Source organism: Brevibacillus invocatus, from assembly GCF_003710915.1.
GTDB lineage: Bacteria > Bacillota > Bacilli > Brevibacillales > Brevibacillaceae > Brevibacillus > Brevibacillus invocatus.
This window is the reverse complement of sequence record NZ_RHHR01000037.1, coordinates 72,698-98,687: the sequence shown is the minus strand read 5'-3', so window position 1 is coordinate 98,687 and position 25,990 is coordinate 72,698. Positions and strand designations below refer to the sequence as shown.

Sequence of the window (25,990 nt, the reverse complement as noted above, 5' to 3'; positions counted from 1 at the left end):
CGACATTGTAGTGGAGTTCGTATCTTCTGGCAACGGCAGCTCGATTTCCACTTTCCAGAGCTTCTTTTACCACTTGCATTTTAAACTCATTGGAGTATTGTTTTCGTTTCATTGTTGCCTTCCCCCTGTTCACATATAGTGTACTAAATTACACTCCATGTGTCCAAGTTTCCTAAGGGGCTATTGAGAAATCTGTTTAAGAATATTTGTCTCCATATAACGATTTTACCAACAAATAGAGGGGCTTGCGCCCCTCAAAATTATATACTTTCCTATATAGTAAAAAAGCCACCTTTTCAGGTGACTCGTGAGCATTTGAACAATCAAGTTATATCAAGGTTTTATGTATGGTGGAGCATAGCGGGATCGAACCGCTGACCTCTACACTGCCAGTGTAGCGCTCTGCCGTAGTGGTTATTTAACAGCCTAACATTTATGGAGAAAAACTGAAATTAGAACCCTTTTACTTATTGCTTGTCTTATTATAGGTATATCTAATTTTTTCAATTTGATGTTGGCTAATATTTTCGGCACCTTTTTCAAAGTGAGCAATACTATTATTAATAACACGAACTACTACTTCAGGAATAATTGGAAGAACCTCATCTTTTATGGTGTTCTGTTTATAAATTTGATACTTTTTCATGTTTGAGTCGGGGTCACCTATCACATCACCAATTATAATCATATTTGGTACCTTTACAAATACAAAGCCCCAGTATTGGTCATCAAACACTTTAAAATCAATACCCACGCTTCTATTGTAGGCTATACTAATTGGCTGACCATTATCAAGAAATTGCTTTACAGGAATAATGTAAACATGGTTTTTTCCTATTCCTTGTGAATTATCTAATAAATAATCCTTCCAAGTTTCCAATGCTTTTTGCATATCATTTAGTTCTTCTTCAGTCATGTCTGAGATTAAGTTCATTCCATAATTATATTCCAATGCTCTCCATACAATTGATACACCAAACTTCAGTATATATTCATCATCACACTTAAATGAAAATGTTGCGTTACAATTAGATAAAGGTTTAAATATTTTTTCTGAGAAGCTCTTTTCCCATTTACCCATAACCTTCTCACAGTTTGAACAGAGGAATTCAAGCTTTAAGCCATCCTGCAACCTTTTATTGGAATTTTGCGGTTCTCTTAAAAACCCCGTTGGCGAAGTGCGTTTTAACCAATCGAAAAAAAATTTAGAAACTATATGACTTTCAGGTTTGTCCATGTTTGGATTTCCACACAATTTACATATCATTAAATCACTCCTTAAAACAACAAACTGTTGAGCATAATCTACAGACTCTTCTACCATTTAATAGATTTATATACTGCTATCAATTATATTGAGTAAATGATTAGCAAACTCTTCTGATAGCCTAATCTTATCTGCACCAAACTGTAATGCTCCAAGAGTTTTTCCTCCAACATACGTAACGGGATACATGGTATCAAAGGAAGCCTGAATCGATGAGATCGTATTTTCGAAAGACATCCATGACTGGCTGTACTTAGGGCTAAGGTTTTTTGCTTTAATTTCCCAAGGCCATCTGCTCTTTTCGTCCCAAATGTACGGTTCGCTAATAACCTCGAAGTACCCCAATAGCTTCGTCGTTCCGACGCCATAACATATCAAAATGTCACCAATACGAATGGAGTTTGGGCGTCTTTTCGAAAAGTGCATGACCTCAATACCACTTGATAAAGTCCTTGTAGTCTCAAACGGCTCATCGGAAAAACCAACTGGCTTTATGAAATAGCGAATGTCTGTCATAGGTTCAACAACCTTATGCTTGATGAAATTGTTGATCTTTAGATTGATCTTAGGGGAAAGCGGTACTCCGTTCTGAGAGAAACTATCAATCTTAATAATAATGTTGTGAAGCTCTTCGTACGTAAGAGCATGACTACTAACTTTACTGATATCGGTTATAATTTGTTTTAGCCGCGTAGTATCATCGATCTGTATACCCCATTCATGGTTATGATTTAACCCTCGATCCGTAAAGTTTGCTGATGTGATAATACCACTGATCGGAGAACTATCTTTACAAGCGATATAAATTTTACCATGCAGCTTATTGTCCACATGAATTCGATATGCAATCGTTCGGGTAAGGCAATTCACCGAAAACGAATAAAGAGAATTTGCCTTCTTAAACAAGTCGGGGTCATTGTCCCGCAGGGTTGTTATGAGCACAATACGTTTCACACCTGAAGGGGCGATGATCTCGTCAAAAAATACATCGAAAGACTCCATGAGGTATGGACTAATGATATAAAACTCATCTGCATCCCTGACTAATTCCTTTATGTCATTGAAGTGACTAGACTCGATATTGTTTAGAATCTTCATTACCAACCTTCTCCTTGTATGTCTTGACCCAGTTTATTTTTTCGTTTCGCTTCGAAGAATTTCTCTTCCATAATGCGTTGGTAATGAGTAATTAAACTTGAGTCTGTAATAATTCGCATCTAATCCCTCCTGATAAACTACTTCTTCTATTTCATTTTTTCAAAAATTTATAACTACAAGTTGAATAACCCACCATTAATTCCACTTATTATTGATTAAAAGGTCCATAGGCAGAGTTTCCAGTACGCTATTGAGATAAGTTGGTATATGGTAAAATTGTACTATAATATGTTAAATATGGGGAGGACTATAAATGAGTGAAATATTCAGTAATGTCGAACAATGGCTATGTCAACGCCCACGCTGGCTTCAAGACGCTGCATCACGTCTAATAAGCAATAGCAATACACTGACTGATACAGACCTCCAAGAGTTAATTGAATTATGCAAAGCCGAAGTACAGCTTTTAGATTCAGAAAAGGAATTCAAACGAGTTGAAACAAATAGTCTCTCAGCAAAGGATTCATCGACACAATTAAGACTTGAAGCAATACATAGTGTTAAGGGAATAAGTGCTCTTGGTCCAAGAAGTCCGATAACCTTTGGTAGTTCTTTATCCATTGTCTATGGTCAAAATGGCTCAGGTAAATCAAGTTATGTACGTTTACTAAAACATATCTCTGGAGCTAAAAAGCCGGGAAAGTTGTTGGGGAATGTGTATGCTAAAGAACAACAACCCCAAGAATGTAGCCTGACTATTACCAAAAATGAGAAGGCAAGCGAAGTTCATTGGACTCCCGAAATGGGGCCTATTAATGAGTTAAGCACGTTACAACTGTACGATACTGACTGTGCCAATGTATATGTCAATGATGAGAACGAAGTTGCTTATGAGCCTTGGCTCCTCAAATTTTTTAGTCAATTGACAGATACATGCATCAAAGTCGGACAAGCAGTTAAACAGGAAATGGACAGCATTTCTCTGACAAAATTAACCCCTCCAGATGGAAGTTCAAGAACCAAATCTGTTATGTGGTTAAATAACATTAGCGACAAAACACTCTCCCAAGATATTGATACACGCTGTTCGTGGATAGAAGCGGATGAATTTGAGCTCAACAATAAAAGACAACAAATTGCCGAGACTGATCCTATTGAAAAGATGAAACAATTTAAGAACACAGCAAAGAGTATTAAAAATCTACATACTCAATTAACCGATATAAAAAATTCCTTAAGCGATGATGCATGTACAAAAATAATCAATGCGAAGGTAGACTATGAGAGTAAAAAGAAAGCTGCAGACGAAGATGCTAAGAAGGTATTCGAAGGCCTTCCGCTTGAAGGTATAGGTACTGATAGCTGGAAATTGCTCTGGGAGCAAGCTAGATTATTCTCTGAGCAATATGCCTATCCAAGTGAAACATTTCCATACACTTCCACCGATTCAAACTGTGTACTATGCCATCAACCCCTTTCACTGGAAGCTCAGGGCAGACTAAACTCTTTTGAATCATATGTAAAAACTTCCCTTAACAAGCAAGCTAAAACTGCCGAAGAACATCTTGCTACATTAATCAAAGCAGTTAAAGAGATTCCCAGTGAGCCAACCTTGGCATTACATTTTACTTCTATGGGTATGACATCTGATGACGAAAGGCAGAATGTAATTGACTTTTGTACTGCTCTTCAAAATCGAAATAGGTGTTTAAATGAAGCTACATCTCTCGACCAACTTGCACCCTTACCTCACGAAGACATTCTAACCGCCTTAAACGAAGCTGCAATTGTTAAAGAGCTACAAGCTGCTGACTATGATAAGTTGTCTAAAATGGAAAACAGAGATCAGATAAAGAATAACATTGTCGAACTTGAAGCTCGCAAATGGCTGCATCAAAACAAAAATATTATTGTTGATAATATTAGTAAGTTAAAACGCATTACAAAATTTAAGACTGCCCTGTCATTGACAAATACTCAAGCATTATCTATAAAAAAATCTTCACTGTCTGACGAGCTGATTACAGCAGAATACATTAAAAGATTCCAGAAAGAACTAAAAGAACTCGGTGGTTCAAGAATAAATGTTGACCTTATAAAAAGTAAGGCCGAGAGAGGACATATCTATCATCAAATCCGACTTAAAAATAACCAAACTAACGTTCGTACTTCAGAAGTACTGAGTGAAGGTGAGTTTCGAATAGTCTCCCTTGCTGGATTTCTTGCAGACGTTGAAGGAAGTTCAGATAACACTCCCTTCATATTTGATGACCCAATATCTTCCCTAGATCAAATATTTGAAGAAGCAACTGTTAAAAGAATCGCTAAACTAAGTCAATCCCGGCAAGTCATTGTTTTCACTCATAGACTTTCGTTTCTGACTTTACTTGAAGAGGCTGCAAGTGATTTGGGAGTAGATTGTACCGTAACATGGCTTAGAGCAGAATCTTGGGGTTCAGGTGAACCTGGGGAAACCCCTGTATTTGCTAAGAAACCTGATAAGGCACTAAATCTTCTCCTGAACGACAGACTTAATAGAGCACAGAAAATCTTACTTGAACATGGAAGACTAGAATACGATCTTCTGGCAAAAGGTATTTGCAGTGATTTCAGAATTTTAATCGAACGCTTTATAGAGAATGACTTACTCGCTGATGTAGTTCAACGATTTAGGCGCTCAGTAAATACAATGGGAAAAATCCATAAATTGGCTCATATCTCTGTAGATGATTGTAAAATGTTTGAAGAGTATATGACCAAGTACTCTACATATGAGCATTCTCAGTCTTATGAAACACCAGTAATGTTGCCTGAACCAGATGAACTTAAAGCCGACATGGAACGGTTAAAAACATGGTTAGTGGAATTTAAGAAACGTTCGACAGCGTAACGATTTTTATAAGAAATACAAGAATAGGCAGTGTAGAATCCATAGTGATTCTACACTGCCTTTATTTAACTATCTCTCATACCCACTCTACTCGGAGCGAGTAACTATAAGCCGCGAAATTTATACTCAGACGAGGTCAATATTAATGTAAGACCTCTTAACCACAAAACAAGTTCTAATCAAGAAATACAAAAAAACGCTCGGAAACCCAAGCGTTTAGCGACTTCTTTATGGTGGAGCATAGCGGGATCGAACCGCTGACCTCTACACTGCCAGTGTAGCGCTCTCCCAGCTGAGCTAATGCCCCATGAACTGAACAAGATTTATCTTAGCATGGAGAAAATTCAATGTCAACAAAATTTGCGCCTAAATTATCCATATACGAATACGGCTTGTATGTACACAGTAGACGTTCTCAAACAACTCGGTAAATTGTGTCCAACCCGAAAATGACAACATCAGCTTGACGAAATAACGGTATACAAAATACATTTAACTGTATAAATTTCCAAACCAATTCGGACCGGGAGGAAAGCTCGTGCCACTCACTCAAGATCAACTTTGGACCAGAAACGATGAATTCACTATCAGTACAAATAAAGATTATTTAGACGTCGAAGCCATCTATCAATTCCTCAATAAAGAATCCTATTGGGCGAACGGCATTGCAAAAGAGCTGGTACAAGCAGCGATTACCCATTCAAGCCTATGCTACGGAATCTACGAAGGCAACCCTTCGATCGGTCAGGCTAAACAAGTGGGTTTTGCTAGAGTTGTTTCGGATTTTGTCCGCTTCTCTTGGTTAGGCGATGTCTTCGTTCTACCCGGATATAGAGGTAAGGGGCTCAGCAAATGGCTGATGAGCATCATTGTTGAACATCCCCACTTAAAAGGAACCAGTTTTACACTCGCCACAAATGATGCCCATTCCTTATACGCTCAATTTGGTTTTCAGCCACTCGGGCAAATGGAAAAACGGATGGGTCGGCCGCTGAATTGGGATGAGGTGTACAGCGGATACAGCTTGACCAGGAACCAAGAGTGATCTTCATCTACATAGACACCCTTTCTATTCTATGAATAAAAAGCCATACAAAAAGCCTTTCAGGCCTTATCCTGGTTGAATACACCAAGATAAGGCCTGAACGTTTTTACTTAATTCCAAATAAGAAACATTCCACCTACTCTATTCCTTCAATGAGCTATCCCGATACACTACCTGCCCTTCAAACAACGTCAGCAGCACTTTGGTTTCACTGATCTCACTTGCCGGGATTTCCAACAGATTTTTATCCAATACGATGATATCTGCCTTCTTCCCTACCTCAATCGATCCGACTTCCTGCTCCATGAAGTTGGCGTACGCGCCGTTGTAGGTCAGCGCTTTGATCATGTCCGCTACACTGACACGCTCTTCCGGCCAAAGTGTGCGATTGACATCCGTCTCCCCGATTTCCATGCGGGTGACCCCGATCTGAATGGCTTGCATAGGGTTCCAGTTCACCGTTACAGGGTAGTCGCTGGAGTTGGTGAAGATGGCGCCTGCATCCATAAAGCTTTTCAGCGGGTATTGATGATGCGCGCGTTCATCTCCCAAGAACTCGACAGACTGCTCGAAGTATCCCTTTTCCTCCATATGCCAGAATACTTGTGCATCCGCCACTACGCCCAGCTCGCCAAAGCGTTTGACATCCTCAGGCGTGACGAGTTGAATATGGGTAATGGCGTGACGCGCGTCGTCTGTGGCGTTGTCTTTCTTCGCCAGTGCGAAGGAATCCAGTACGGTTGACGTCGCTTTATCTCCGATCGAGTGCACGTGAACCTGGAAGCCTGCTTCATCCAAAGCGACCACAGCCTTGTTCAACACTTCTGGTTCTACTTCCGCGATACCATTGAAATTGTCCTTATGCTCGTAGGACTCGTTCAGCCATGCAGTGCCGCCTTCGACGACGCCATCCATAAACAGCTTGACGGAGTTGGTTTGGAACAAAGGCCCTTGGTTTTTCGCTCTTTCCTGAACAAATACTGGGAGCTGCTTGTCGATCTCTGCAGCCTCTCCTCGAAATGCAAGGCGATAGCGCATATGCAAGTCATTGGCTGCTTCCAGCTCTTTGAATGCCTTGTATGGATTGCTATCCGGGCTAATTGCCGGAATATGTACCTCGGTAATCCCCATCGATGCTGCCTTTTTCTCAAAGCCGTGGATGGCTTCCTTGTATTGCTCCACCGTGTAATCGCTTGGCAAGATCGGCTTCAGCAGGTCTTTTGCTCCCTCGCGCAAGGTGCCGCTTGGCTCACCTGTTTTCGGATCGCGCTCAATCAAGCCGTCTTTGGGATCTGCTGTTTCCTTGGTGATGCCCGCCAGCTCCAACGCCTTCGAATTGACCCATGCGGAATGTCCGTCTTCGGATGTCAGGACTACTGGTACGTTTGGCGCCAGCTCGTCTAAAAGCTCTTTAGATGGACCAGTAGGACCAAATACGGGAGCTTGCCAGCCCATTCCCTGCACGAACTGAATGTCAGGATGTTCTTCGAGATACGCCTTCAAGGCAGCTTGATACTCTTCTAAAGTCGATTTTCCAAACAGCGGCAAGGAAAAGATCTCTCGGACGAAATAATGGGCATGATTATGGTTGTCCATCATTCCGGGCATGACCATCTTGCCATCCAGGTCAATCACTTGGGTCTGCTCGCCTTTAAATTTCTTTACGCCGTTGTTCGTTCCGACGTACACGATCTCGCCGTTTTTAATGGCGATTGCCTCTGCCCAAGGCTTGTCTTTGTCTACCGTGTACACCTTGGCATCCTCGATGACCAAATCAGCCGATTTGATGCTGAAGGGCGCAGATGAGCCGCCAGCTGCACTGGCGGCGCTTACCAGCAAGGAGCTGAGCAGCAGGCTCGCTGTACTTGTGGAAATGATTTTTGCGATATTCATTTTATCCCCCATTAACTATACTAAATAAGAAACACTTTCTTCCTATTATGACTAATTATTCACAATGGTCAATAAATATTCATGCTCCTGATAGAATGACGAAACAACCATGCGTGAATTGTGCGGCTATATGAGAATATGCTGCGATCCCGATCACGATTACGAGCAGGTTTTGTTATCGATATGGAGGTAAACCATGAGCAAAAAGAATATGTACGGGCTGCTAATCATCGCCCTGCTTGCAGTCGTCATTGCCGTTGCCGCGTTCCAGCTGTCATCAGGCATTCCGTCGACACCATCATCGCTGACTCCCCATTCCATCGTCACTACCTTCAAGGAAAATCCCCAGACAAGCCGCGCCTTTACTTGGCAGACTGCTAATCCGGATGCTGCTACTGTCCTCCAGATCGCGCCCGGCTCCGGTATTACGGATTTTGATCGGGATGTCGTGCTGACCTTCGAGGGTACGACCACACCGATCGATACGGGAAATGGCACTGTGCAAGGTGCCCACAAGGTCTTCGCAACCAATCTCACTCCTGGCACTCGTTATACCTACCGGGTAGGTAATGGCGAAAACGAAGGCTGGAGCCAACCTGCGGAGTTTGAAACCGAAGCCAAACATACGACAGCCTTTACTTTCATCAATGTAACGGATTCACAAGGGGTCACTGACGCAGATTTCCAGCTGTGGGGCAAAACCTTGAACCAAGCCTTTGCCACCTTCCCAGACGCCAAATTTATTGTGCACAACGGCGATCTGACGGAAGATCCGGAAGATGAACGCTCCTGGCAGTCGTTCTTCTCCCATGCACAAACCTGGCTTGCCAGCTATCCGCTGATGCCAGCAACCGGCAACCACGAAGAAATCGATGGGAACGCAGACCGCTTCCTTGCTCATTTCAATTTGCCTGAAAACGGTTCGGACAGCGTAAAACCCGGTACCAGCTATTCCTTCGATTACGGCCCGGCTCATTTCGTTTTTCTGAATACAGAATCGAAGGTAAAGAAGCAAACCGAATGGCTGCGTGCAGATTTGGCCGCCACGAAACAGCCCTGGATTATCGTGGCCATGCATCATGGACCCTATGGCGGCAATCAAAAAGAGTCCCTGCTGGACAAGTGGGTACCGCTCTTCGATGAATTCGGTGTCGATCTGGTATTGCAAGGCCATAATCATGAATACTCGAGGTCTTATCCACTCCAAAACAACCAAATCGTCGAGGATGGAAAAGGCACCGTATATGTCGTCACGAATGCTGCCGGCAGCAAATGGAACAAAAAGAAGGCCGATCTGTTCTACCATCGCGTCCATCTGCAAAACGGAAAGCCGACGTTTGCAGGTATTCAAATCGCGGGAAACACCCTCACGTATGCAGCTTTTGCGGTTGATGGCTCACCAGTTGATACTTTTACAATAAATAAATAAGAGAAACGAAAAACACGCCAGCTAGTAACGGCGTGTTTACCCTTTCATTCTTCAATTAGCTCGAACGCTTGAACTGGCTGTTGTACAGCTCGTAATAAAAACCGCGCTCCTCCAGCAGCTCGTCGTGGGTCCCCCGCTCGATAATCCCGCCCTGATTGATAACCAGGATCTGGTCTGCCTCTCGAATCGTACTGAGACGGTGGGCGATCACAAAGCTGGTGCGTCCCTTCATCAGCTTTCGCATCGCGGTCTGAATATGCATCTCCGTACGGGTATCGATGCTGCTCGTCGCCTCATCGAGGATCAGAATGGCCGGATCGGCAAGCACCGCACGGGCGATGGTCAAGAGCTGTCGTTGACCTTGGCTGAGATTGCCGCCACCACTCATGAGCATGGTGTCGTAGCCGTCTGGCAGCTTTTGAATAAAAGTGTGCGCGTTGGCGAGTCTGGCTGCTGCCTCAATCTCCTCGTCTGTGGCATCCAGTCTGCCGTACCGGATATTCTCGCGGATTGTATCGGAAAACACGTACGCATCCTGCAGAACGATGCCCAGCTTGCTGCGCAAACTGTTTTTATCCAGCTGTCGGATGTCCACACCGTCGATAGTGACGATACCGGAATCAATCTCGTAAAAACGAGTCAGCAGATTGATAATCGTCGTTTTTCCAGCACCTGTCGGACCGACAAGAGCGATCGTCTGCCCCGGACTTGCGGTCAGCGACACCTCGCTCAGAATGGGAACACCATTCTTGTAGCTGAAGGATACACGATCAAAGCGAACCTCGCCTCTCACCTCTTCGATGCTCCTGCTATGCGCTTCATCCTCATACTCTGTTTTTGTATCGATGGTTTCAAACGCACGCTCCGCCCCAGCGACAGCAGATTGCAGGAGATTGAACTGGTTGGCCAAATCGCTTAGCGGTCGCTGAAACTGCTTCGAGTAGTTCAGAAAAGCCACGATGACCCCGACAGTCGTCCATTCGTTGAACGCCATCCAGCCGCCAACCGCTGCAATCAGTGCAAAGCTCAGGTTGTTCAGTACGTTCATGACCGGGCCCATGGTGCCCGAATAGATTTGTGCCTGTATACTCGCGTTCGTCAGCTTGTGGTTGATTTCATCGAACTGCTCCGCCGCCTTTTGTTCCCTGCGGTATACCTGCACGACCTTCTGTCCGGAAACGGTCTCTTCGATAAAGCTGTTCAGTTCTCCCAAGCTAGCCTGTTGATTGGAAAAATACTTGCGTGTGCGCGTCGCTACCGTTTTCGTAAAAAGCATGACGAGCGGAATCGTGACCATGCTGAGCAAGGTCAGCCACACATTCAGATACAGCATGATCGCAAGCGAGCCAATTAGCGACAATACGCTGGCAATCAGCTGTGTCACACTCTGATTCAAGGTACCGGATACATTTTCGATATCATTGGTGGTCCGGCTCATCAATTCACCATGTGTTTTGCTGTCAAAAAAGCGCAACGGGAGCAGTTGTAGCCTTGCAAAAATATCTCGTCGCATCGACTGGACGGTATGCTGCGCGACCTTTACCATGACCTGCTGCTGCAGCCATGCCGTCATCGCCGTACCTGCATAGACAGCAAGCAGGACTACACATAGCCCAAGCAGCCCCTGAAAATCGCCGGGTATAATGTAGTGGTCTACGGTCGTGCCTAGCAGATAAGGAGCAACCAAGGACAATAGCGTAGTGATGATCGTAAAGAGGATAACGGCAATCAGCCCGCGCTGGTAGGAACGAATGTATCTCCACAAACGACGGATGGTCCGCATGGTGTTTTTCGGCTTCACTTTTGTCATCGGCATGCCAGGCCGTGATCCACCGCCTCTCATGCTCAGATCAATACTCCCGCCGCTGACTGGATTGGAATGCTGTTTGGGTTCAGCCATAGCTTGGTTCCTCCCCTCCCAGCTGCGAACGGTAAATATCCTGATAGAGCTCGCAGGAAGCCAGCAATTCATGGTGTGTGCCTTCACCGACTACTCGTCCATCCTCCAATACCAGAATTTTGTCTGCATCCATGACAGAAGAAATACGCTGTGCAATGAGTATACTGGTACGCCCGTGCATCAATCGTGCAAGTGCGCCCTGAATCCGCGATTCCGTCCCCATGTCGATGGCGCTGGTACTGTCATCGAGGATGAGGATGGACGGCTGGAGGATCAGCGCTCTTGCAATCGAGATGCGCTGCTTCTGCCCGCCTGACAGGTTGATGCCCCGCTGTCCAAGCTGTGTATCGTAGCCGTCTGGCATCGCCATGATGAAGTCATGTGCCTGTGCCGCTTGAGCCGCCGCCATGACCTCCTCGTCCGACGCATCTGGCTTGCCGTAACGAATATTGTCGCGGATCGACCCCGTGAAGAGGATGGTTTCCTGCAGGACGATCCCTATTTTTTCTCTCAAGGACTGCAGCTCATACTCACGCACATCTGACCCGTCTATCAAAATGCGCCCGCTAGTCGTGTCATACAGTCGCGGGATGAGACCGACCAAGGACGATTTTCCTGAGCCTGTTGCTCCGATAATCGCTACATTTTGCCCCGGCTTTACGGAGAATGATACATCCCGAAGCACTGCTCCCTTCGCATCAGACCCGTACGCAAATGTGACATTTTCAAATACAACCTCGCCTTGATGATGGACAGCCCTTACAGGATTGGCCTGGCTTTGGATCTCCGATTCGGTATGGAGTACCTCCTGAATCCGGTCTGCAGATACCTTGGCGCTGGATACGCGAACGAGCAGCATGGCTACCGAGGAGACAGAGAAAAGAACCTGTGTCACATAGTTAATGAACGCGACCAAGCTGCCGACCTCGAAAGAACCATCGATCGCGTCCTTTCCACCAAGCCAGAGCACGGCAACGATGCAAACATTCAAGATCATGGTCAGAATGGGCATGTTTATCGCGACCAGCCGCTGAGCCTTGATGGCTCCCTGCGTGTAATCCGCATTCGCCCGGCTGAAGCGTTCGTTCTCGTAATCGGCGCGCACAAAAGCCTTGGATACCCGTATACCTGCCAGATTCTCCTGCAATACGGTATTCAGCTTATCCATTTTCTTCTGAACGTTTGAAAAAAGCGGAAGTACATTTCGGATAATAAGAAACATGACAACGAAAAGCAGCGGTACGGCAATCGCTAAAATAATGGCAAGTTTCGGACTGATCATGACAGCCATAATCATGCTGCCGATAGCCAAGAAAGGAGAACGGACGAAGATGCGAAGCAGCATCTGCACCATGGTCTGCAGCTGAACAATATCGTTCGTGAGCCGCGTAATGAGCGAACCGGTATTCAATTCGTCCAGATTTCGGAATGAAAAGGTCTGTACACGTCTGAACACATCATGACGAAGATCCTCGCCAAACCGCTGTGAGGCGATACTGGAATAGATCGAGCAGCCTACACCGCCGACAAGTCCAACCAGAGCAGCACCCAGCATGAGCAGGCCGGTCTGTTGGATGTGAGCGAGATCGCCCTTCATCACGCCTTCATCGATGATGCTTGCCATCAGAATGGGCTGCATCAAATCCATCGCCACCTCCAGCAGCATGAGTAGCGGAGCCAGCAGGGTTGCCACCCAATGAGGCCGCAAATAGGAAAATAACTTAAGCATGGTTGCACCTCTTTTACTCCCTGTCTGCAGGAGCAGGGTATGTAGCTTTCATGCATGAGAATCTGAACGGTGCAAGCTTCTCATCACAAAATTAATTAGTTACCTAACTATTAAAGGTATCGAACAGACTGGCCATTGTCAAAGAAAATAAATAGCGCATACCAAAAACCCCTCCTCGTCCTTGCAACGAAAAGGGGTTTTATCCGGTCGGATTGTCAAAAATACGCTTGGTTATGTGTATGAGGATAGTTGGCCTGATTGTGGTACACCTGGTTGTAGGTGGCCTGATTCATCGTAGCCTGATCATTCCCCGCATTTCCCTGCACCGGACGATACTGGCAGCTGTTGGGAGGACCGATGATCACCGTTTCCGTAATCGGTGCAAAAGTATCCCTTACCTTCGATTCGTCGAGGCAGTACGTATGGGCCCATACGTTTGCCGGAGTCAGGCGCAGGATGTCGGAGCCCGTAATCAATTCCGGCACTGGCGCGTCAAAAATGGCGATGAGATGTGTATTGTCGACGAGAGCAATTTCATAATGCCACCATCCCTGAGGCACGTTCGCTACCTGTCCCGGCTGGATTTGAAATTGGAGCAGTTCTTTCGTAAACGGATTGATCAAAGCGACAAGCACTTCGCCTGTAATGCAATAGATGAGTTCGGAAGCATTTTGATGGATATGCGGCTCGACTACGTTACTTGTACTGAGGTAAATATCCAGCATGGAGACATTCCCCAATGTGTTCAGCTGATACACGGAGAGTGAGTTAATATAGTTTTGATCATCTTTTATAAAAAAAGGGTTGTTTCTCAAATCATAAGTAAACTGTACGTTTGGTGAAGTAAAGTCCATATAAGATACTGCCATTACGATCCCCGCCCCTCGTTAGTAAATAGGCGAACAGCCTACTAGGTACCATATGTTTTTTCTCTATGGAGGTTCGCCTATTTTGTATCAAACGGCCTCGATCCATGGATGATTCCTGAAAAAAGGAGCAACCCTTTGTTCAAAGGCTACTCCCTTTTTTTCTTGTTCAGCCAAAACTCGGCAAATTTCCTTCTTCCAATTGAATGCTTCCCGGTTTGTCAGGACTGGTTTTCCTTCCTTGAGTGCTCCTGATCAGTACGCTGACAAAAACCGGCTCGCACGATCGCCGTGCTTAGAGCAATCCAAAAGAAATCTCGCTGTATCATGTATGCTATGTTTAACCCAACATGGACCAATCTGCTAAAGGAGAGAATCTACATTGACAAAGGAACTTTGGATCAATCTGCCTGTAAAAGACCTCGGCAAATCAAAAGCGTTTTTTGCGGATATCGGTTTTCCGTTTAATCCGAAATATCCCAATCATGATGAAGGTGCTAGTTTGTTGATTGGTGAGAAGAATATCGTGGTGATGCTTTTCCCTGAGCCTGCCTTCAAAAGCTTTACGAGAAACGAAGTAACGGATACGAAGCAAGCCACCGAGGTCTTGCTCTCCATCGATGCGGACAGCAAAGAAGAAGTGGATGAGCTGATCCGTAAGGTTGAAGCTGCTGGAGGCACCATCTACAGCAAACCGCAAGCTAATGGCTGGATGTACGGAGCAGGCTTTGCTGATCTGGATGGTCATCGATGGAACGTCTTGCATATGGACCCGACTTTAATGCCAAAGGGGTAATGAGAAGATGGCTGCATCCAAAAAAGCAGAATCCGCTGAAAAAAAATCCAAAAAACTGTCTGGTCCCGAACAGGTTGCGGAATTTATGAACACCCTTGAGCACCCCCTGAAAGCGGAAATTGCCGAGGTTCGATCGATTATTTTGCAAGCAAATGAACAGCTAAGTGAACATATCAAATGGAAAGCTCCGAGCTTTTGCTGCGACCATGAAGATCGGATCACGTTTAACCTGCATGGCAAAGGGTATTTTACACTCGTCTTTCACCGCGGAGCCAAAGTCAAGGATACTATCGAACATGGACCACTGATAGAGGACGCTACTGGCCTGATGACCTGGGCGGCGAACGATCGGGCAACCATCAGGTTTACGGATATGGACGATGTCCAGGCAAAGAAGGAACCGCTTACCGTGCTGGTTAATCAATGGATCGACGCTGCGCGTTCCTAGGAAATGCATGCAAAAAAGCCTTGATCTGTATTGATCAAGACTTTTATCTATTCACGGCTCTATAACCAGAAGGTTGTTCGATTCAGGCGTGCATCTGTCCTCGTAGGAAAAGCAGTGAATGGAGTTAAGATCTGCTGTATACATCCATTTTGCATCCTGCGACCATCCGATGAATCTGATGTTGTCATGCAAAAACAGGGATGGCTCTCCATAGCTGTCCTTTGGGAAATATTGTCCCTTTTCCCCATCCTGATAGCGGAATCGAACATACGAGTCTTGCGCGTTGGAAGTGTAAAGAAACTCATTTGCAACAAATGAATGGCCGAATGGTGCCCAAACCTCATCGTCAAGCAAGCCCTGCGAAATACTGCCGCTGTATTGTCCCACAAGCAACGTTTTACCATCGTCCAGCTTTTTCAGAACATTACCAGATTGATTGGTTTCTAAGCCATATTTCAAGTCAGCAGAATAAGATGGCATCTTCATGAGCTTGTGGACATATTTCAATCCGGTGGGCATATCCAGCTCCTTAACCGTCTCACCCGCTTTGTAAAAGAGCTTTTTAGAGTTCGGCATCCACTGGAAGCTTGGCGAAAAACGATTTTTTTGATACTCGGACTGGAATCGATCATTTACCTTCATTTTCAAGGTTGGAAGATGCTGCAGGTACAGCAATTGTTCACTGCGGTTATCGATATGACTGTTTGTAAAAAAGGCCATGTAATTCTCGTCAGGCGAAACAGCGAAGTCGAGGATGGGACCATCTTTCGAACCTGTTACCAAGGTATCTTTCTTTCCCGAGACAGGATCAAAACGGACCAAATTCCCTCCTTCCAACAATACCAGCTTGTCGCTTTTGGGATACCATTTGCCCAATCCGTTCAGTTTGACCAGTTTTTTTGTTTTCATCTCATACAGATAGGAAGTAGTCGGGTCTTTTTTCGTCGCCCCAATTCGTTCCAGATAAAGAAAAGAAGTACTTGGCGACATCCTGGCAAAATGGAATGGTGGAAGCTCGGCAACTAGTTCTTTTTGAAAATGGGATGTGCTCGTGCGATAAATCTTCGTCGGCTGCTGCGTATTCGTTTGGGCATACAGCTTTGGATGGAACATACCAATCAGCACGCTCAGTATGACAGTTGTAAATAAAAGCCGCTTTAACATAGATCCTCCCACATATGTGCAAATTTATCTCCTTATTAGACTCCAATTTCAGGAAAAGGTTTCATGGCCCCGCGCTGTTTGCCACCTTTGTCCGTATATCCCCTATCATAATCAATCTTTGAAAATCCGATATGAATATAGGTGTCAATGGTTTTAACAAAATGTATCCGGGGTATATCAATAACGAATCCAAAAATGGAACGAGTTCATTTACTTGTACTGTCGAATTCAGTATGTCCATGTATTTTCCAATTTTAAAATTTTTCTATAACAACCGACTGAAGATGGGGCCACAAATCTCCTGAACGACCAAACCACTCACCTAAGAATCAGGTATAGATTTTTGGATGATCCAATCAAATACGGTTGTTTTTGTATTTTAATTACACTAAAAATCTATTCAGGGATACTGGAATTTACACTCAAAAAATGCAGTCTGCCTACCATTCCTGAGTCATAGATAAGTTTCCGAATAGAAGGGAGATCGTTGAAGTTGTTCTAAAATCAATTGAAATGTCACTATTCACTAGTCAATAGAGAAATCGTTTAGCACATTTTTTGGAGGCTTACACATGAGAAAAGCAATAAAAAGCATTCGAGCAAAATTAGTCATATGGTTTATGCTAATTGCTCTCCTGCCACTACTCGCTTTATCCACTATTAACTACAATCAGACTTCAAACGAGCTAATTCAAAAGCAAAAAGATTCCTTTCAAAGCATCGTCGAAACAAAAACACAAGCAATGGACCAGTGGTTGAATTATCGCAAGTCTGAAGTCGAATTGGCTGCGAAGACACCAACCGTTCAATCTCTCCAAGCTATGTCGATCACGCCCTACTTAAAAGTGATCCAAGACCAATCCAATGTGTATGAATCGGTTGCCGTCATTGGTGAAGATGGCCTCATCCTTGCCGATTCCACCAATACGATGGTCGGATTGAACTTGAAGGATCGGCAATACTTTCAAAAAGGGATGAAGGGGGAATCCTCTTTTTCAGAAATCTTGACCTCGAAGGGAACTGGGAATCGTATTCTGAATATCACGTCCCCTATCCACTCAACGGACGGAAAAGTAGTCGGCGTTTTGGCGGCAAGCATTAACTTCGAATCGTTCATCCGCACATTCATGGAAAATGAAAATCAAAATCTTTTTATATTGCTCGTCGATGAAGTCGATCGCCTGCAATATTCCACTTTGCCGGAGCTGATGGGCAAAACCATTGACGAAGCGCAATTAGGAGAAGCGTACTCTACTATAGTGAAAGATGCCAAAAATACAGTCGGAACGCAGATCAATGGCAATTCCGGTATGGAGTACCTAATCTCCTATGCTCCTATCACGGAGACAGGGTACAGCCTGATCTACAACATACCGCTCGACATCGTACTTGCCAGCGCCAATGCCATGCAAACCAACATGATCCTCGTCATGACCGTCGCCGCAGTCCTTGTCATTATCCTGGCAATCATCATCAGCGGTACGATATCCAAACCGATCACGAAGGTCATTGAGCAGGTAAAACAGATTGCCAATGGCGATCTGACCAACAGTGTCACCGTAAAAGGCAACGATGAAATCGCTCAGCTCGGGCGCCATGTGCAGGACATGACAGATCAGCTGCGAGAATTGATCGGCAAGGTAGCTCAGACATCCGAGCAGGTGGCCGCATCCGCCGAAGAATTGACAGCTAGTGCGGAGGAGGCGAGCCGTGCCACGGAACAAATCTCATCTTCCGCCCAGCAAATCGCTGCTGGTGCAGATCAGCAGGTAACGAATACTGACGTTTCCCAAAAAGTCGTGAGAAAAATGTCCAGCGAGATCTCACAAATCTCTTTGCTGAGTCAAAATGTGACTACCCTTTCTGACGAAGCAGTCGAGACCTCTGCGAACGGAAATCAGGTCGTCGTCCAATCGATGGAGCAGATGAAGCATATCGAAGAAACCACGAATCGGATTGCACAAACGGTCAACGAACTGGGCAACAAATCAACGGAAATTGAAGAAATCATTTCCGTGATCACAGGGATTGCCAACCAGACCAATCTGCTAGCACTGAATGCCGCGATTGAGGCGGCACGTGCTGGGGAACACGGGCGTGGATTTGCAGTCGTGGCCGATGAAGTCAGAAAGCTAGCCGAGCAATCCGGTCATGCTGCCGAGCAGATTAGCAGCATCATTCAACAAATTCAGCAAGATATTCGGATCTCGATGACTGAAATGACGGAAGGCCTAGCAGCCGTACAAGCTGGCACCCAGCTGACAGAGCAAGCCGGGGATTCCTTTAGCGCGATTTCGAGATCGGTCAGTGACGTCTACAGCCAGATTCAAAAGGTCACTGCTGCTATCAAGGAATTACAGGCTGGCTCAGATCAGATGGTTACCTCGATCGAATCCGTACAGAGCATCTCACAGGACTTTGCCGGAACGACTCAGGAGGTAGCGGCAGCCTCTGAAGAACAAAATGCCTCGATGGAGGAAATCTCAGCAACCTCCATGACGCTAGCCAGAATGGCGGAAGATCTGCAAGAATCCGTCAACTCCTTTAAGCTGTAGAAAATTTCCTGGCTTGGTATTGACACATGATCTTGCATCCCATATAATAACTAAAAATTTGATATGTAAATGTCGTGATTAGAAATAGTAAAAGTGAAGGAACCTTTCAGAGAGCCGTTGGGTGGTGCGAAACGGCAGCGTTGGTCACTTTGAACTCGTCTATGAACAGCTGCCTGATAAGTAGGGTTAGCCGGAATTCCACCGTTATAGGGATAGATGGTGATGGCCATCGAAGAAGATCATTTCAAGCTGTTGAAATGAATTAGAGTGGTACCGCGAGTTCAACCTCGTCTCTATACGTAGAGACGGGGTTTTTTTATGTGAAAAACGTCTTGACGTTTTTCATTAAACCGTATAAGACCGCTTGCGGTCTGCAACGAAATGGTCATGACCGTTTAGTTGCATTTCATTCATTCAATTTTGAGGAGGAAATGAAAATGAGCCGTAAAATTATTGTGTTGGACACTACCCTGCGTGATGGTGAGCAAGTTCCGGGCGCCAAATTGAATGTGCAGCAAAAAGTCGAATTTGCCCAGCAGCTGAAGCGTCTTCAAGTTGACATTATCGAAGCAGGATTCCCCGCATCCTCCGCAGGAGATTTCCAAGCGGTGCAAGAGATCGCCAGAAGCGTTGGCGACACCGTCTCGATTACGGCATTGGCTCGTGCGGTCAAAGGCGATATCGATGCGGTATACGAAAGCATCAAGCTGGCACAAAATCCGTTGATTCACATCGTGCTTGGCACCTCCGATATCCATGTGGAGAAAAAGTTCAGCCGCTCCAAGGATGCTGTGATGGAGATGGGCGTGGAAGCAGTCAAGTATGCCAAGACGCTGCTCCCCAACGTGCAGTACTCCACGGAGGATGCTTCTCGGTCCGAATTTGAATACCTGTGGAAAACGATTGAGGCTGTCATCAAAGCCGGAGCAACCATGATCAACGTTCCGGATACGGTCGGCTATGCGGTTCCAGACGAATTCGGCGAAATGATCCGCAAGCTGAACGAGCGAATGAAAAACCTGAATCCGGATGTCATCCTCAGCGTGCATTGTCACAACGACCTCGGACTAGCAACGGCCAATACACTTTCCGCCATCAAAAATGGGGCGGACAAAGTGGAGGTCACCATTAACGGTCTGGGCGAACGCGCCGGAAATACTTCTCTGGAAGAAGTCATCATGGCGCTCAAGGTGAGAGAAAACAGCTTCCATTGCCATACCAACATCAAATCGACCGAGCTGCTCAGAACCTCCCGCCTGCTCACCTATCTGACCGGACTGGATGTGCAAGTCAACAAAGCGATTACAGGAGACAATGCGTTTGCCCACTCCTCCGGCATTCACCAGGATGGACTGCTGAAGGATAAACAAGTATATGAGATCATGTCCCCTGAGGAAGTCGGCGCCGAAAGCATGGAGCTGATCCTGACTGCCCGCTCCGGTCGTCACGCCTTCAAGAACGCTGTTGAAAAGCTTGGCTTTGACACGAGCGATGCCGCTGAATTCGAAGTGCTATTTGATAAATTCCTGACCTTGGCTGACAGCAAAAAAGAAGTCTACGATCACGACGTATTTTATCTGGTGACCAATCACCGCACACTCGATGTAAGCAACAATCATCTGTACGAGCTGGAGTCCTTCCAGGTCATCACCAACGATCAGACTCCTACTGCTACCGTCAGCCTGAAAAAAGGCACAGAGATTTTGACTGGCAGTGCCGTTGGCGACGGTCCGATCGACGCCCTGTACAGTGTCATCAAAAACCTGATCGGGCACGATGTGCAGCTGAAGGATTACAAAATCAGCAGCCTGTCGCGCGGAAAAGAAGCCATCGGGCGCGTCAATATCCGTATCGAGCACAATGGCAACGTCTACTCTGGACGCGCAATGGACACTGACATTATCAAGGCAAGCGCTCTTGCCTTCCTGAACGGAATCAATGGCGCTGTTCTGGATGCCGCACAGGAATGTCCCACTCCCGTACAAGGCTAGTGTGCAAAGTCGTACAAACGAAAGGGTAAGCCAGTATGATGCCTTTAAAAGAAAGCGCTCAACGCGTACAACGCCGGTTGCAGGAAATGGGGTACGCCAATCAGGTGGTTGAACTGCCGGATAGCACGAGGACGGCTCAGGAAGCCGCTGATGCGACCGCACGCGTCTCCGAAAAGCTGCTGAAGGCAGGTCATCCCAAAGCTGTATTTGAGTTAAAGCCGGATGAGCTCGTCAACATGACACAAGGGCAAATCATCTCCATCCAATAGATCACTCCCATTCATCATACGGAAATAGGAAGCCGACCAGCTCAAGCTGGTTGGCTTTTTGTTCGCTCCCCTTCCCCTAAATTATTCCAATCTATTATAATGAATGTTCATAGAGATGAAAGGAGGAGCCACCGATGGGTGAATGGATCGGAAAAATCCTCGGTTATTTGGCAGCTGCATTCTGCATCGCGTTTATCGGTTTCGCCATTTTGATCATTACCCTCTTAAATGGCGGACAAATTTTTTATGCGCCATTGGTGATCGTGGTGACGGTTGTATGCTTGATCTACATGTTCATGCTCTTCTTTGTTCCGACCAAACTCCGCATCGCCAATCGTTCGCTTGTCGGATTACTGGTTGTATGTGCCTTGACTGTCACCGGATATGAAATCAATCAAGCGTATCACAATAGCATCCCGACAGTGAGCGAGCAGGATTTTGATTTGCGTGCCTACCAGCCTTATCAGGAAAATACCAAGGCACAATCACTAGGACAGCCCGCGACTCTGAAGCTGGATTCGAATTTGCCCCGCCTAGATGGGGCGACTGCCTTGTATCCGCTCTACTCTGCCTTTGTGCAAGCCGTCTATCCCAAAAAGGAATACGATTTGCACGATCACCAGGTTCGCGCCAGCACGACTCCAGAGGCGTATGAGTATCTGCTGGATGGCACTGCGGATATGATCTTTGTCGCCGGCCCTTCCACGCAGCAGCTGGCAATTGCGAAGGAAAAAGGCATAGAAATGAAGCTGACGCCGATCGGGCGTGAGGCATTCGTCTTTTTCGTCCATGCTGACAATCCTGTAAAAGGGCTGACTACTGAACAAATTCAAGGCATCTATTCCGGTGCCATCACCAACTGGCAGGAGGTAGGCGGCAAAAATGAACCGATTCGCGCCTTTCAAAGACCAGAGAATAGCGGCAGCCAGACTGCTTTGGAGAAGTTCATGGGCAACATCCCGATCATGGAGCCACCGAATGAAAATCGGGTCAGCGGCATGGGCGGCATTATTGAAAAGACTTCGGATTACAAGAATTACCCCAATGCGATCGGATATTCGTTCCGCTTTTTCGCAACGGAAATGGTTCAGAATGGAAACATCCGCCTGCTCGAAGTAAATGGCGTCCTGCCGTCCAAGGCTACCATCACCGATCAATCCTATCCGTTGTCCTCAGAGTTTTACGTGATCACAGCGGGCAGCCAAAATCCGAACGTCCCCAAGCTGATTGACTGGATTCTGTCAGAGCAAGGGCAAGCCTTGGTCGAAAAGACAGGTTATACTCCGCTCACAGGCTATTGACTTTAAAAATGGGGACTGCTATAAAAAATAGTGGGTAGCACTCAAAGACCGAGAGTGCTAAAACTTGATCTACTTTTTGGGGAAAGGGGCTATTCCAATGGAAAAAAAGCAGTTTCAGGCTGAGTCCAAGCGACTCCTGGAAATGATGATCAACTCCATTTACACGCAAAAGGAAATTTTCTTGCGCGAGCTGATCTCCAACGCTAGCGATGCGATCGACAAAATCTACTACAAGGCTTTGACCGACGACAGTCTGCATTTTGACAAGGACAGCTATTCGATTAAAATCATCCCGAACAAAGAAAACCGGACATTGACGATACGCGATACCGGGATCGGGATGACGCAGGAGGAGCTGGAAAGCCATCTGGGCATCATTGCAAAAAGCGGCTCTCTCGCCTTCAAAAACGAAAACGAAACTAAAGATGGCCACACCATTATCGGACAGTTCGGTGTCGGCTTCTACTCCGCCTTCATGGTAGCGGATGTGGTCACTGTGATCAGCAAATCAGTCAGCCACGACCAGGCCTACAAGTGGGAATCGACCGGAGCAGACGGCTACACGATCGTGCCTTGTGAGAAAGAAACGCCAGGTACAGACATCATCCTGCAAATCAAGGAAAATACGGAAGACGAAAACTACGACGAATTTTTGGACGAATACCGTCTGAGAGCGATCATCAAGAAATACTCGGATTTTATCCGCTACCCAATCAAGATGGACATTACCAGCCAACGCTTGAAAGAAGGCAGCGAAAGCGAGTACGAGTCTTATCAGGAAGAACAGCGCATCAACAGCATGGTCCCGATCTGGCGCAAAAACAAAAACGAGCTGACCGAGGAAGATTACGTGCAGTTCTACAACGAGAAGCGCTACGGCTTTGACAAACCGCTCAAGCACCTTCACATCAGTGCAGACGGCGCTGTCGTCTATCAGGCGATTCTCTTTATCCCGGAGAGCATTCCTTTCGACTATTACTCCAAGGAATACGAAAAGGGTCTGGAGCTGTATGCCAATGGCGTACTCATCATGAACAAATGCGCCGACCTGCTCCCCGACTACTTCAGCTTTGTCAAAGGGATGGTAGATTCAGAGAGCTTGTCGTTGAACATTTCCCGTGAAATGCTTCAGCATGACCGTCAATTGAAGCTGATCGCCAAAAACATCGCCAGCAAAATCAAGAGTCAGCTGCAAAGCATGCTCAAAAACGAGCGCGAGAAGTACGAGCAATTCTACCAATCCTTTGGCAGACAATTGAAATTCGGCATGTACAGCGATTTTGGCATGCACAAGGATACACTGCAGGATCTCGTCATGTTCACGTCCTCCAAGGAGAAAAAGCTGGTTACCTTGGACGAGTACGTATCCCGGATGCCGGAAGATCAAAAATATATCTACTACGCTTCGGGAGAGTCTGTTGAACGAATCGAAAAGCTTCCTCAAACCGAGCTGGTGTCCGACAAAGGCTATGAAATCCTGTATTTCACCGAGGATATCGACGAGTTTGCGATCAAGATGCTCCAGACCTACAAAGAGAAGGAATTCCGTTCCGTTTCCAGCGGAGATCTGGGCATAGAATCCGATGAAAAAGAGAACACGGACAGCGAAAACCAGGAAAACACCGAGCTGTTCGACTATATGACGAACCAATTGGCCGGAAAAGTAACCAAGGTACGCGCCTCCAAACGTCTGAAATCCCATCCGGTCTGCCTGTCTACCGATGGAGAAATCACGCTGGAGATGGAAAAGATTCTGAATGCCATGCCGAACAATCCGCAGGTAAAAGCGGACAAAGTGCTGGAGATCAATATCCATCACGATGTGTTCCAATCCTTGAAGGAGGCATATGCCAACGACAAGGAAAAGCTGGCCTTGTATACGTCCCTGCTGTACAGCCAGGCGCTCCTGATCGAAGGACTGCCGCTCCAGGACCCGGTCGAATTTACGAATGACATCTGCAAAATCATGGTCTAAGAAAAAGGATGCGGCAGAAATGCCGCATCTTTCGGATAAAGACTCGCAACCGCCGGCATCCAATCCCGGCGGTTTCCTCTTTGCAGCTAGTTTGTTTCATCTTCTTTGCATATCGATTGGATATGAGAGGTAAGCACCCGTATGATGCGTTCGGGCCTCAATCGTTGCGATTCCAGTAGTGCATGCAGGGCAATCCCGTCGATAATAGCATATAATTTCTCCGCTTCCAGCTCCAGATCCAACCCTTCCCGAAGCAAGCCATGATGAGCTAAATACTCGAGAGACCTTTCCAGTTCAGGGAAAAAGCCTTGATGCATCTCGTTTTGGGAAATCGTCTCGTACTTTTGATGAAAGGTAAAGGCAAACCAGACCTCCATTTCAGCCATCCTCTGCTCATCCACAGGGACTAGCTCAAGCAAAATCTGTACCATCTTCTCTTTCGGGCTCATCTCTCGCATAGCGATGTCTTGAATGCGCTGGGTCGCCCGTTCCTTTACCAATCTCATTGCAAAGCTCAGCAATTCATCCTGTGTGGAAAAGTAATGGCGCAACGCCCCTAATGACAACCCGGCTTCCTGGGCAATATTTCTCACCGTCGCCCCTTTCATACCCTGATTGAAAATAACCCTCCACGTAGCTTCTGCAATCTGTTTTCTTCGTTCTTCATGATCCACTATTTTTGGCATGCCTGTATTGTAGCAGAGGAAAAAGAAAAGAACAATTTTAATAGTACATTTGTATTATTTAGAAATGAATGTTACAATTCACCTGCAAAAGTAAACTGTACGCAAAAGGATGTGAGGAAATCTTGTCTTTTGTCGCCTGGATGATCGTCGCCAGTGAGGTTGCTTTCTGGATCGTGATTTTACTTGGCCTCTTGGTACGCTATGTATTCAAAAAGCCTAAGCTTGGTATGCTCCTGCTAGCGCTCACACCCGTCATTGACCTGATCTTGCTTGTAACCACGAGCGTGGATTTATATCGCGGTGCTACCGCTACTCTAGCTCACGCTCTTGCTGCTGTATACATCGGGGTCTCGATTGCCTTCGGTAAAAGCATGATTTCGTGGGCAGATGAACGCTTCCAATATTACGTCGCAAAGCAAGGACACAAGCCTCTCAAGCGCTACGGCATGGACTACGCTGTCCATTATCTGAAAAGCTGGGGACTTCATGTCATTTCCTTTTTGATCGGAGCTGGTTTTTTGGCCGGGCTGATCTATTTCGTCGGCGATCCTTCCCGTACTGAAGCGCTATCCGGGGTACTCAAGCTCTGGACACTGATTCTAGGGATTGATCTGCTGATCGCGATTTCTCATTTTATTTGGCCCAAAAAGGAAAAAGCTTGAGCGAGGTGAAAGATCAGGTGGGAATT

The 25,990-nt window shown here is 46.0% G+C and carries 20 protein-coding genes, 1 tRNA gene and 1 other annotated feature; of the genes, 11 read left to right on the top strand and 10 right to left on the bottom strand.

What is annotated here, in order from left to right; genetic code table 11:
- The 3 genes from EDM52_RS25750 to EDM52_RS19015 all read right to left on the bottom strand — a co-directional run.
- A partial coding sequence (locus EDM52_RS25750) for a transposase (protein ID WP_148038781.1) occupies positions 1 to 112 on the bottom strand: 112 nt, incomplete at its 3' end.
- Between the two features lie 351 nt (positions 113 to 463).
- Positions 464 to 1,237 (bottom strand): hypothetical protein, encoded by a 774-nt coding sequence (locus EDM52_RS19020; RefSeq protein ID WP_183185194.1) that lies wholly within the window; start codon positions 1,235 to 1,237, stop codon positions 464 to 466.
- Between the two features lie 96 nt (positions 1,238 to 1,333).
- Positions 1,334 to 2,365 (bottom strand): restriction endonuclease PLD domain-containing protein, encoded by a 1,032-nt coding sequence (locus tag EDM52_RS19015; protein WP_122910531.1) that lies wholly within the window; start codon positions 2,363 to 2,365, stop codon positions 1,334 to 1,336.
- Positions 2,366 to 2,678: 313 nt separating this feature from the next.
- On the opposite strand from EDM52_RS19015, the gene EDM52_RS19010 reads away from it, so the two are divergent.
- Complete coding sequence (locus EDM52_RS19010; protein ID WP_122910530.1) at positions 2,679 to 5,255, top strand: AAA family ATPase; 2,577 nt, start codon at positions 2,679 to 2,681, stop codon at positions 5,253 to 5,255.
- A 231-nt stretch (positions 5,256 to 5,486) separates the two neighbouring features.
- Here EDM52_RS19010 and EDM52_RS19005 read toward each other — a convergent pair.
- Positions 5,487 to 5,562 (bottom strand) — tRNA-Ala (locus EDM52_RS19005).
- A gap of 231 nt (positions 5,563 to 5,793) precedes the next feature.
- On the opposite strand from EDM52_RS19005, the gene EDM52_RS19000 reads away from it, so the two are divergent.
- Positions 5,794 to 6,300, top strand: coding sequence for a GNAT family N-acetyltransferase (locus EDM52_RS19000; RefSeq protein WP_122910529.1), 507 nt, complete (start codon positions 5,794 to 5,796; stop codon positions 6,298 to 6,300).
- A gap of 141 nt (positions 6,301 to 6,441) precedes the next feature.
- Here the strand turns inward: EDM52_RS19000 and EDM52_RS18995 are convergent, their stop codons facing one another.
- Positions 6,442 to 8,193, bottom strand: a complete 1,752-nt coding sequence (locus tag EDM52_RS18995) for an amidohydrolase (RefSeq protein WP_122910528.1) — start codon at positions 8,191 to 8,193, stop codon at positions 6,442 to 6,444.
- 196 nt (positions 8,194 to 8,389) lie between these two features.
- Here EDM52_RS18995 and EDM52_RS18990 point away from each other — a divergent pair, with 196 nt between their 5' ends.
- Positions 8,390 to 9,622 (top strand): purple acid phosphatase family protein, encoded by a 1,233-nt coding sequence (locus EDM52_RS18990; protein WP_122910527.1) that lies wholly within the window; start codon positions 8,390 to 8,392, stop codon positions 9,620 to 9,622.
- 55 nt (positions 9,623 to 9,677) lie between these two features.
- Here the strand turns inward: EDM52_RS18990 and EDM52_RS18985 are convergent, their stop codons facing one another.
- From EDM52_RS18985 to EDM52_RS18975, 3 genes are all read right to left on the bottom strand, one after another.
- Positions 9,678 to 11,522, bottom strand: coding sequence for an ABC transporter ATP-binding protein (locus EDM52_RS18985; RefSeq protein WP_122910526.1), 1,845 nt, complete (start codon positions 11,520 to 11,522; stop codon positions 9,678 to 9,680).
- A complete protein-coding gene (locus tag EDM52_RS18980; RefSeq protein WP_122910525.1) occupies positions 11,515 to 13,251 on the bottom strand; it encodes an ABC transporter ATP-binding protein in 1,737 nt (578 codons plus the stop codon). The genes EDM52_RS18985 and EDM52_RS18980 overlap by 8 nt, the downstream gene beginning before the upstream one ends.
- A gap of 215 nt (positions 13,252 to 13,466) precedes the next feature.
- Entirely contained in the window at positions 13,467 to 14,120 is a 654-nt protein-coding gene (locus EDM52_RS18975; RefSeq protein WP_122910524.1) for a cupin domain-containing protein, read from the bottom strand.
- Positions 14,121 to 14,499: 379 nt separating this feature from the next.
- Here EDM52_RS18975 and EDM52_RS18970 point away from each other — a divergent pair, with 379 nt between their 5' ends.
- On the top strand, positions 14,500 to 14,913 hold the full coding sequence (locus EDM52_RS18970; protein WP_122910523.1) for a VOC family protein: 414 nt from the start codon (positions 14,500 to 14,502) through the stop codon (positions 14,911 to 14,913).
- A 7-nt stretch (positions 14,914 to 14,920) separates the two neighbouring features.
- Positions 14,921 to 15,361, top strand: a complete 441-nt coding sequence (locus EDM52_RS18965) for a DUF1801 domain-containing protein (protein ID WP_122910522.1) — start codon at positions 14,921 to 14,923, stop codon at positions 15,359 to 15,361.
- Positions 15,362 to 15,412: 51 nt separating this feature from the next.
- Here the strand turns inward: EDM52_RS18965 and EDM52_RS18960 are convergent, their stop codons facing one another.
- Complete coding sequence (locus EDM52_RS18960) at positions 15,413 to 16,525, bottom strand: hypothetical protein (RefSeq protein ID WP_122910521.1); 1,113 nt, start codon at positions 16,523 to 16,525, stop codon at positions 15,413 to 15,415.
- Between the two features lie 572 nt (positions 16,526 to 17,097).
- Between EDM52_RS18960 and EDM52_RS18955 the strand changes: the two genes are divergently transcribed.
- From EDM52_RS18955 to htpG, 5 genes are all read left to right on the top strand, one after another.
- On the top strand, positions 17,098 to 19,080 hold the full coding sequence (locus EDM52_RS18955; protein ID WP_122910520.1) for a methyl-accepting chemotaxis protein: 1,983 nt from the start codon (positions 17,098 to 17,100) through the stop codon (positions 19,078 to 19,080).
- A gap of 65 nt (positions 19,081 to 19,145) precedes the next feature.
- Positions 19,146 to 19,378, top strand: a binding site (T-box leader).
- 139 nt (positions 19,379 to 19,517) lie between these two features.
- Positions 19,518 to 21,071, top strand: a complete 1,554-nt coding sequence (locus EDM52_RS18950) for a 2-isopropylmalate synthase (protein ID WP_122910519.1) — start codon at positions 19,518 to 19,520, stop codon at positions 21,069 to 21,071.
- Positions 21,072 to 21,106: 35 nt separating this feature from the next.
- The gene (locus EDM52_RS18945) at positions 21,107 to 21,340 is read left to right on the top strand and encodes a YbaK/EbsC family protein (RefSeq protein WP_122910518.1); all 234 of its coding nucleotides are present in this window, start codon (positions 21,107 to 21,109) and stop codon (positions 21,338 to 21,340) included.
- A 134-nt stretch (positions 21,341 to 21,474) separates the two neighbouring features.
- Entirely contained in the window at positions 21,475 to 22,641 is a 1,167-nt protein-coding gene (locus tag EDM52_RS18940; protein WP_122910517.1) for a PstS family phosphate ABC transporter substrate-binding protein, read from the top strand.
- 97 nt (positions 22,642 to 22,738) lie between these two features.
- Positions 22,739 to 24,616, top strand: a complete 1,878-nt coding sequence (gene htpG, locus EDM52_RS18935) for a molecular chaperone HtpG (protein WP_122910516.1) — start codon at positions 22,739 to 22,741, stop codon at positions 24,614 to 24,616.
- Positions 24,617 to 24,702: 86 nt separating this feature from the next.
- Here the strand turns inward: htpG and EDM52_RS18930 are convergent, their stop codons facing one another.
- Positions 24,703 to 25,302, bottom strand: a complete 600-nt coding sequence (locus EDM52_RS18930; RefSeq protein WP_122910515.1) for a TetR/AcrR family transcriptional regulator — start codon at positions 25,300 to 25,302, stop codon at positions 24,703 to 24,705.
- Positions 25,303 to 25,442: 140 nt separating this feature from the next.
- Between EDM52_RS18930 and EDM52_RS18925 the strand changes: the two genes are divergently transcribed.
- Positions 25,443 to 25,964 carry a hypothetical protein gene (locus tag EDM52_RS18925; RefSeq protein ID WP_415783081.1) on the top strand — a complete coding sequence of 174 codons (522 nt, stop codon included), beginning with the start codon at positions 25,443 to 25,445 and terminating at the stop codon, positions 25,962 to 25,964.
- Positions 25,965 to 25,990: the final 26 nt, after the last annotated feature.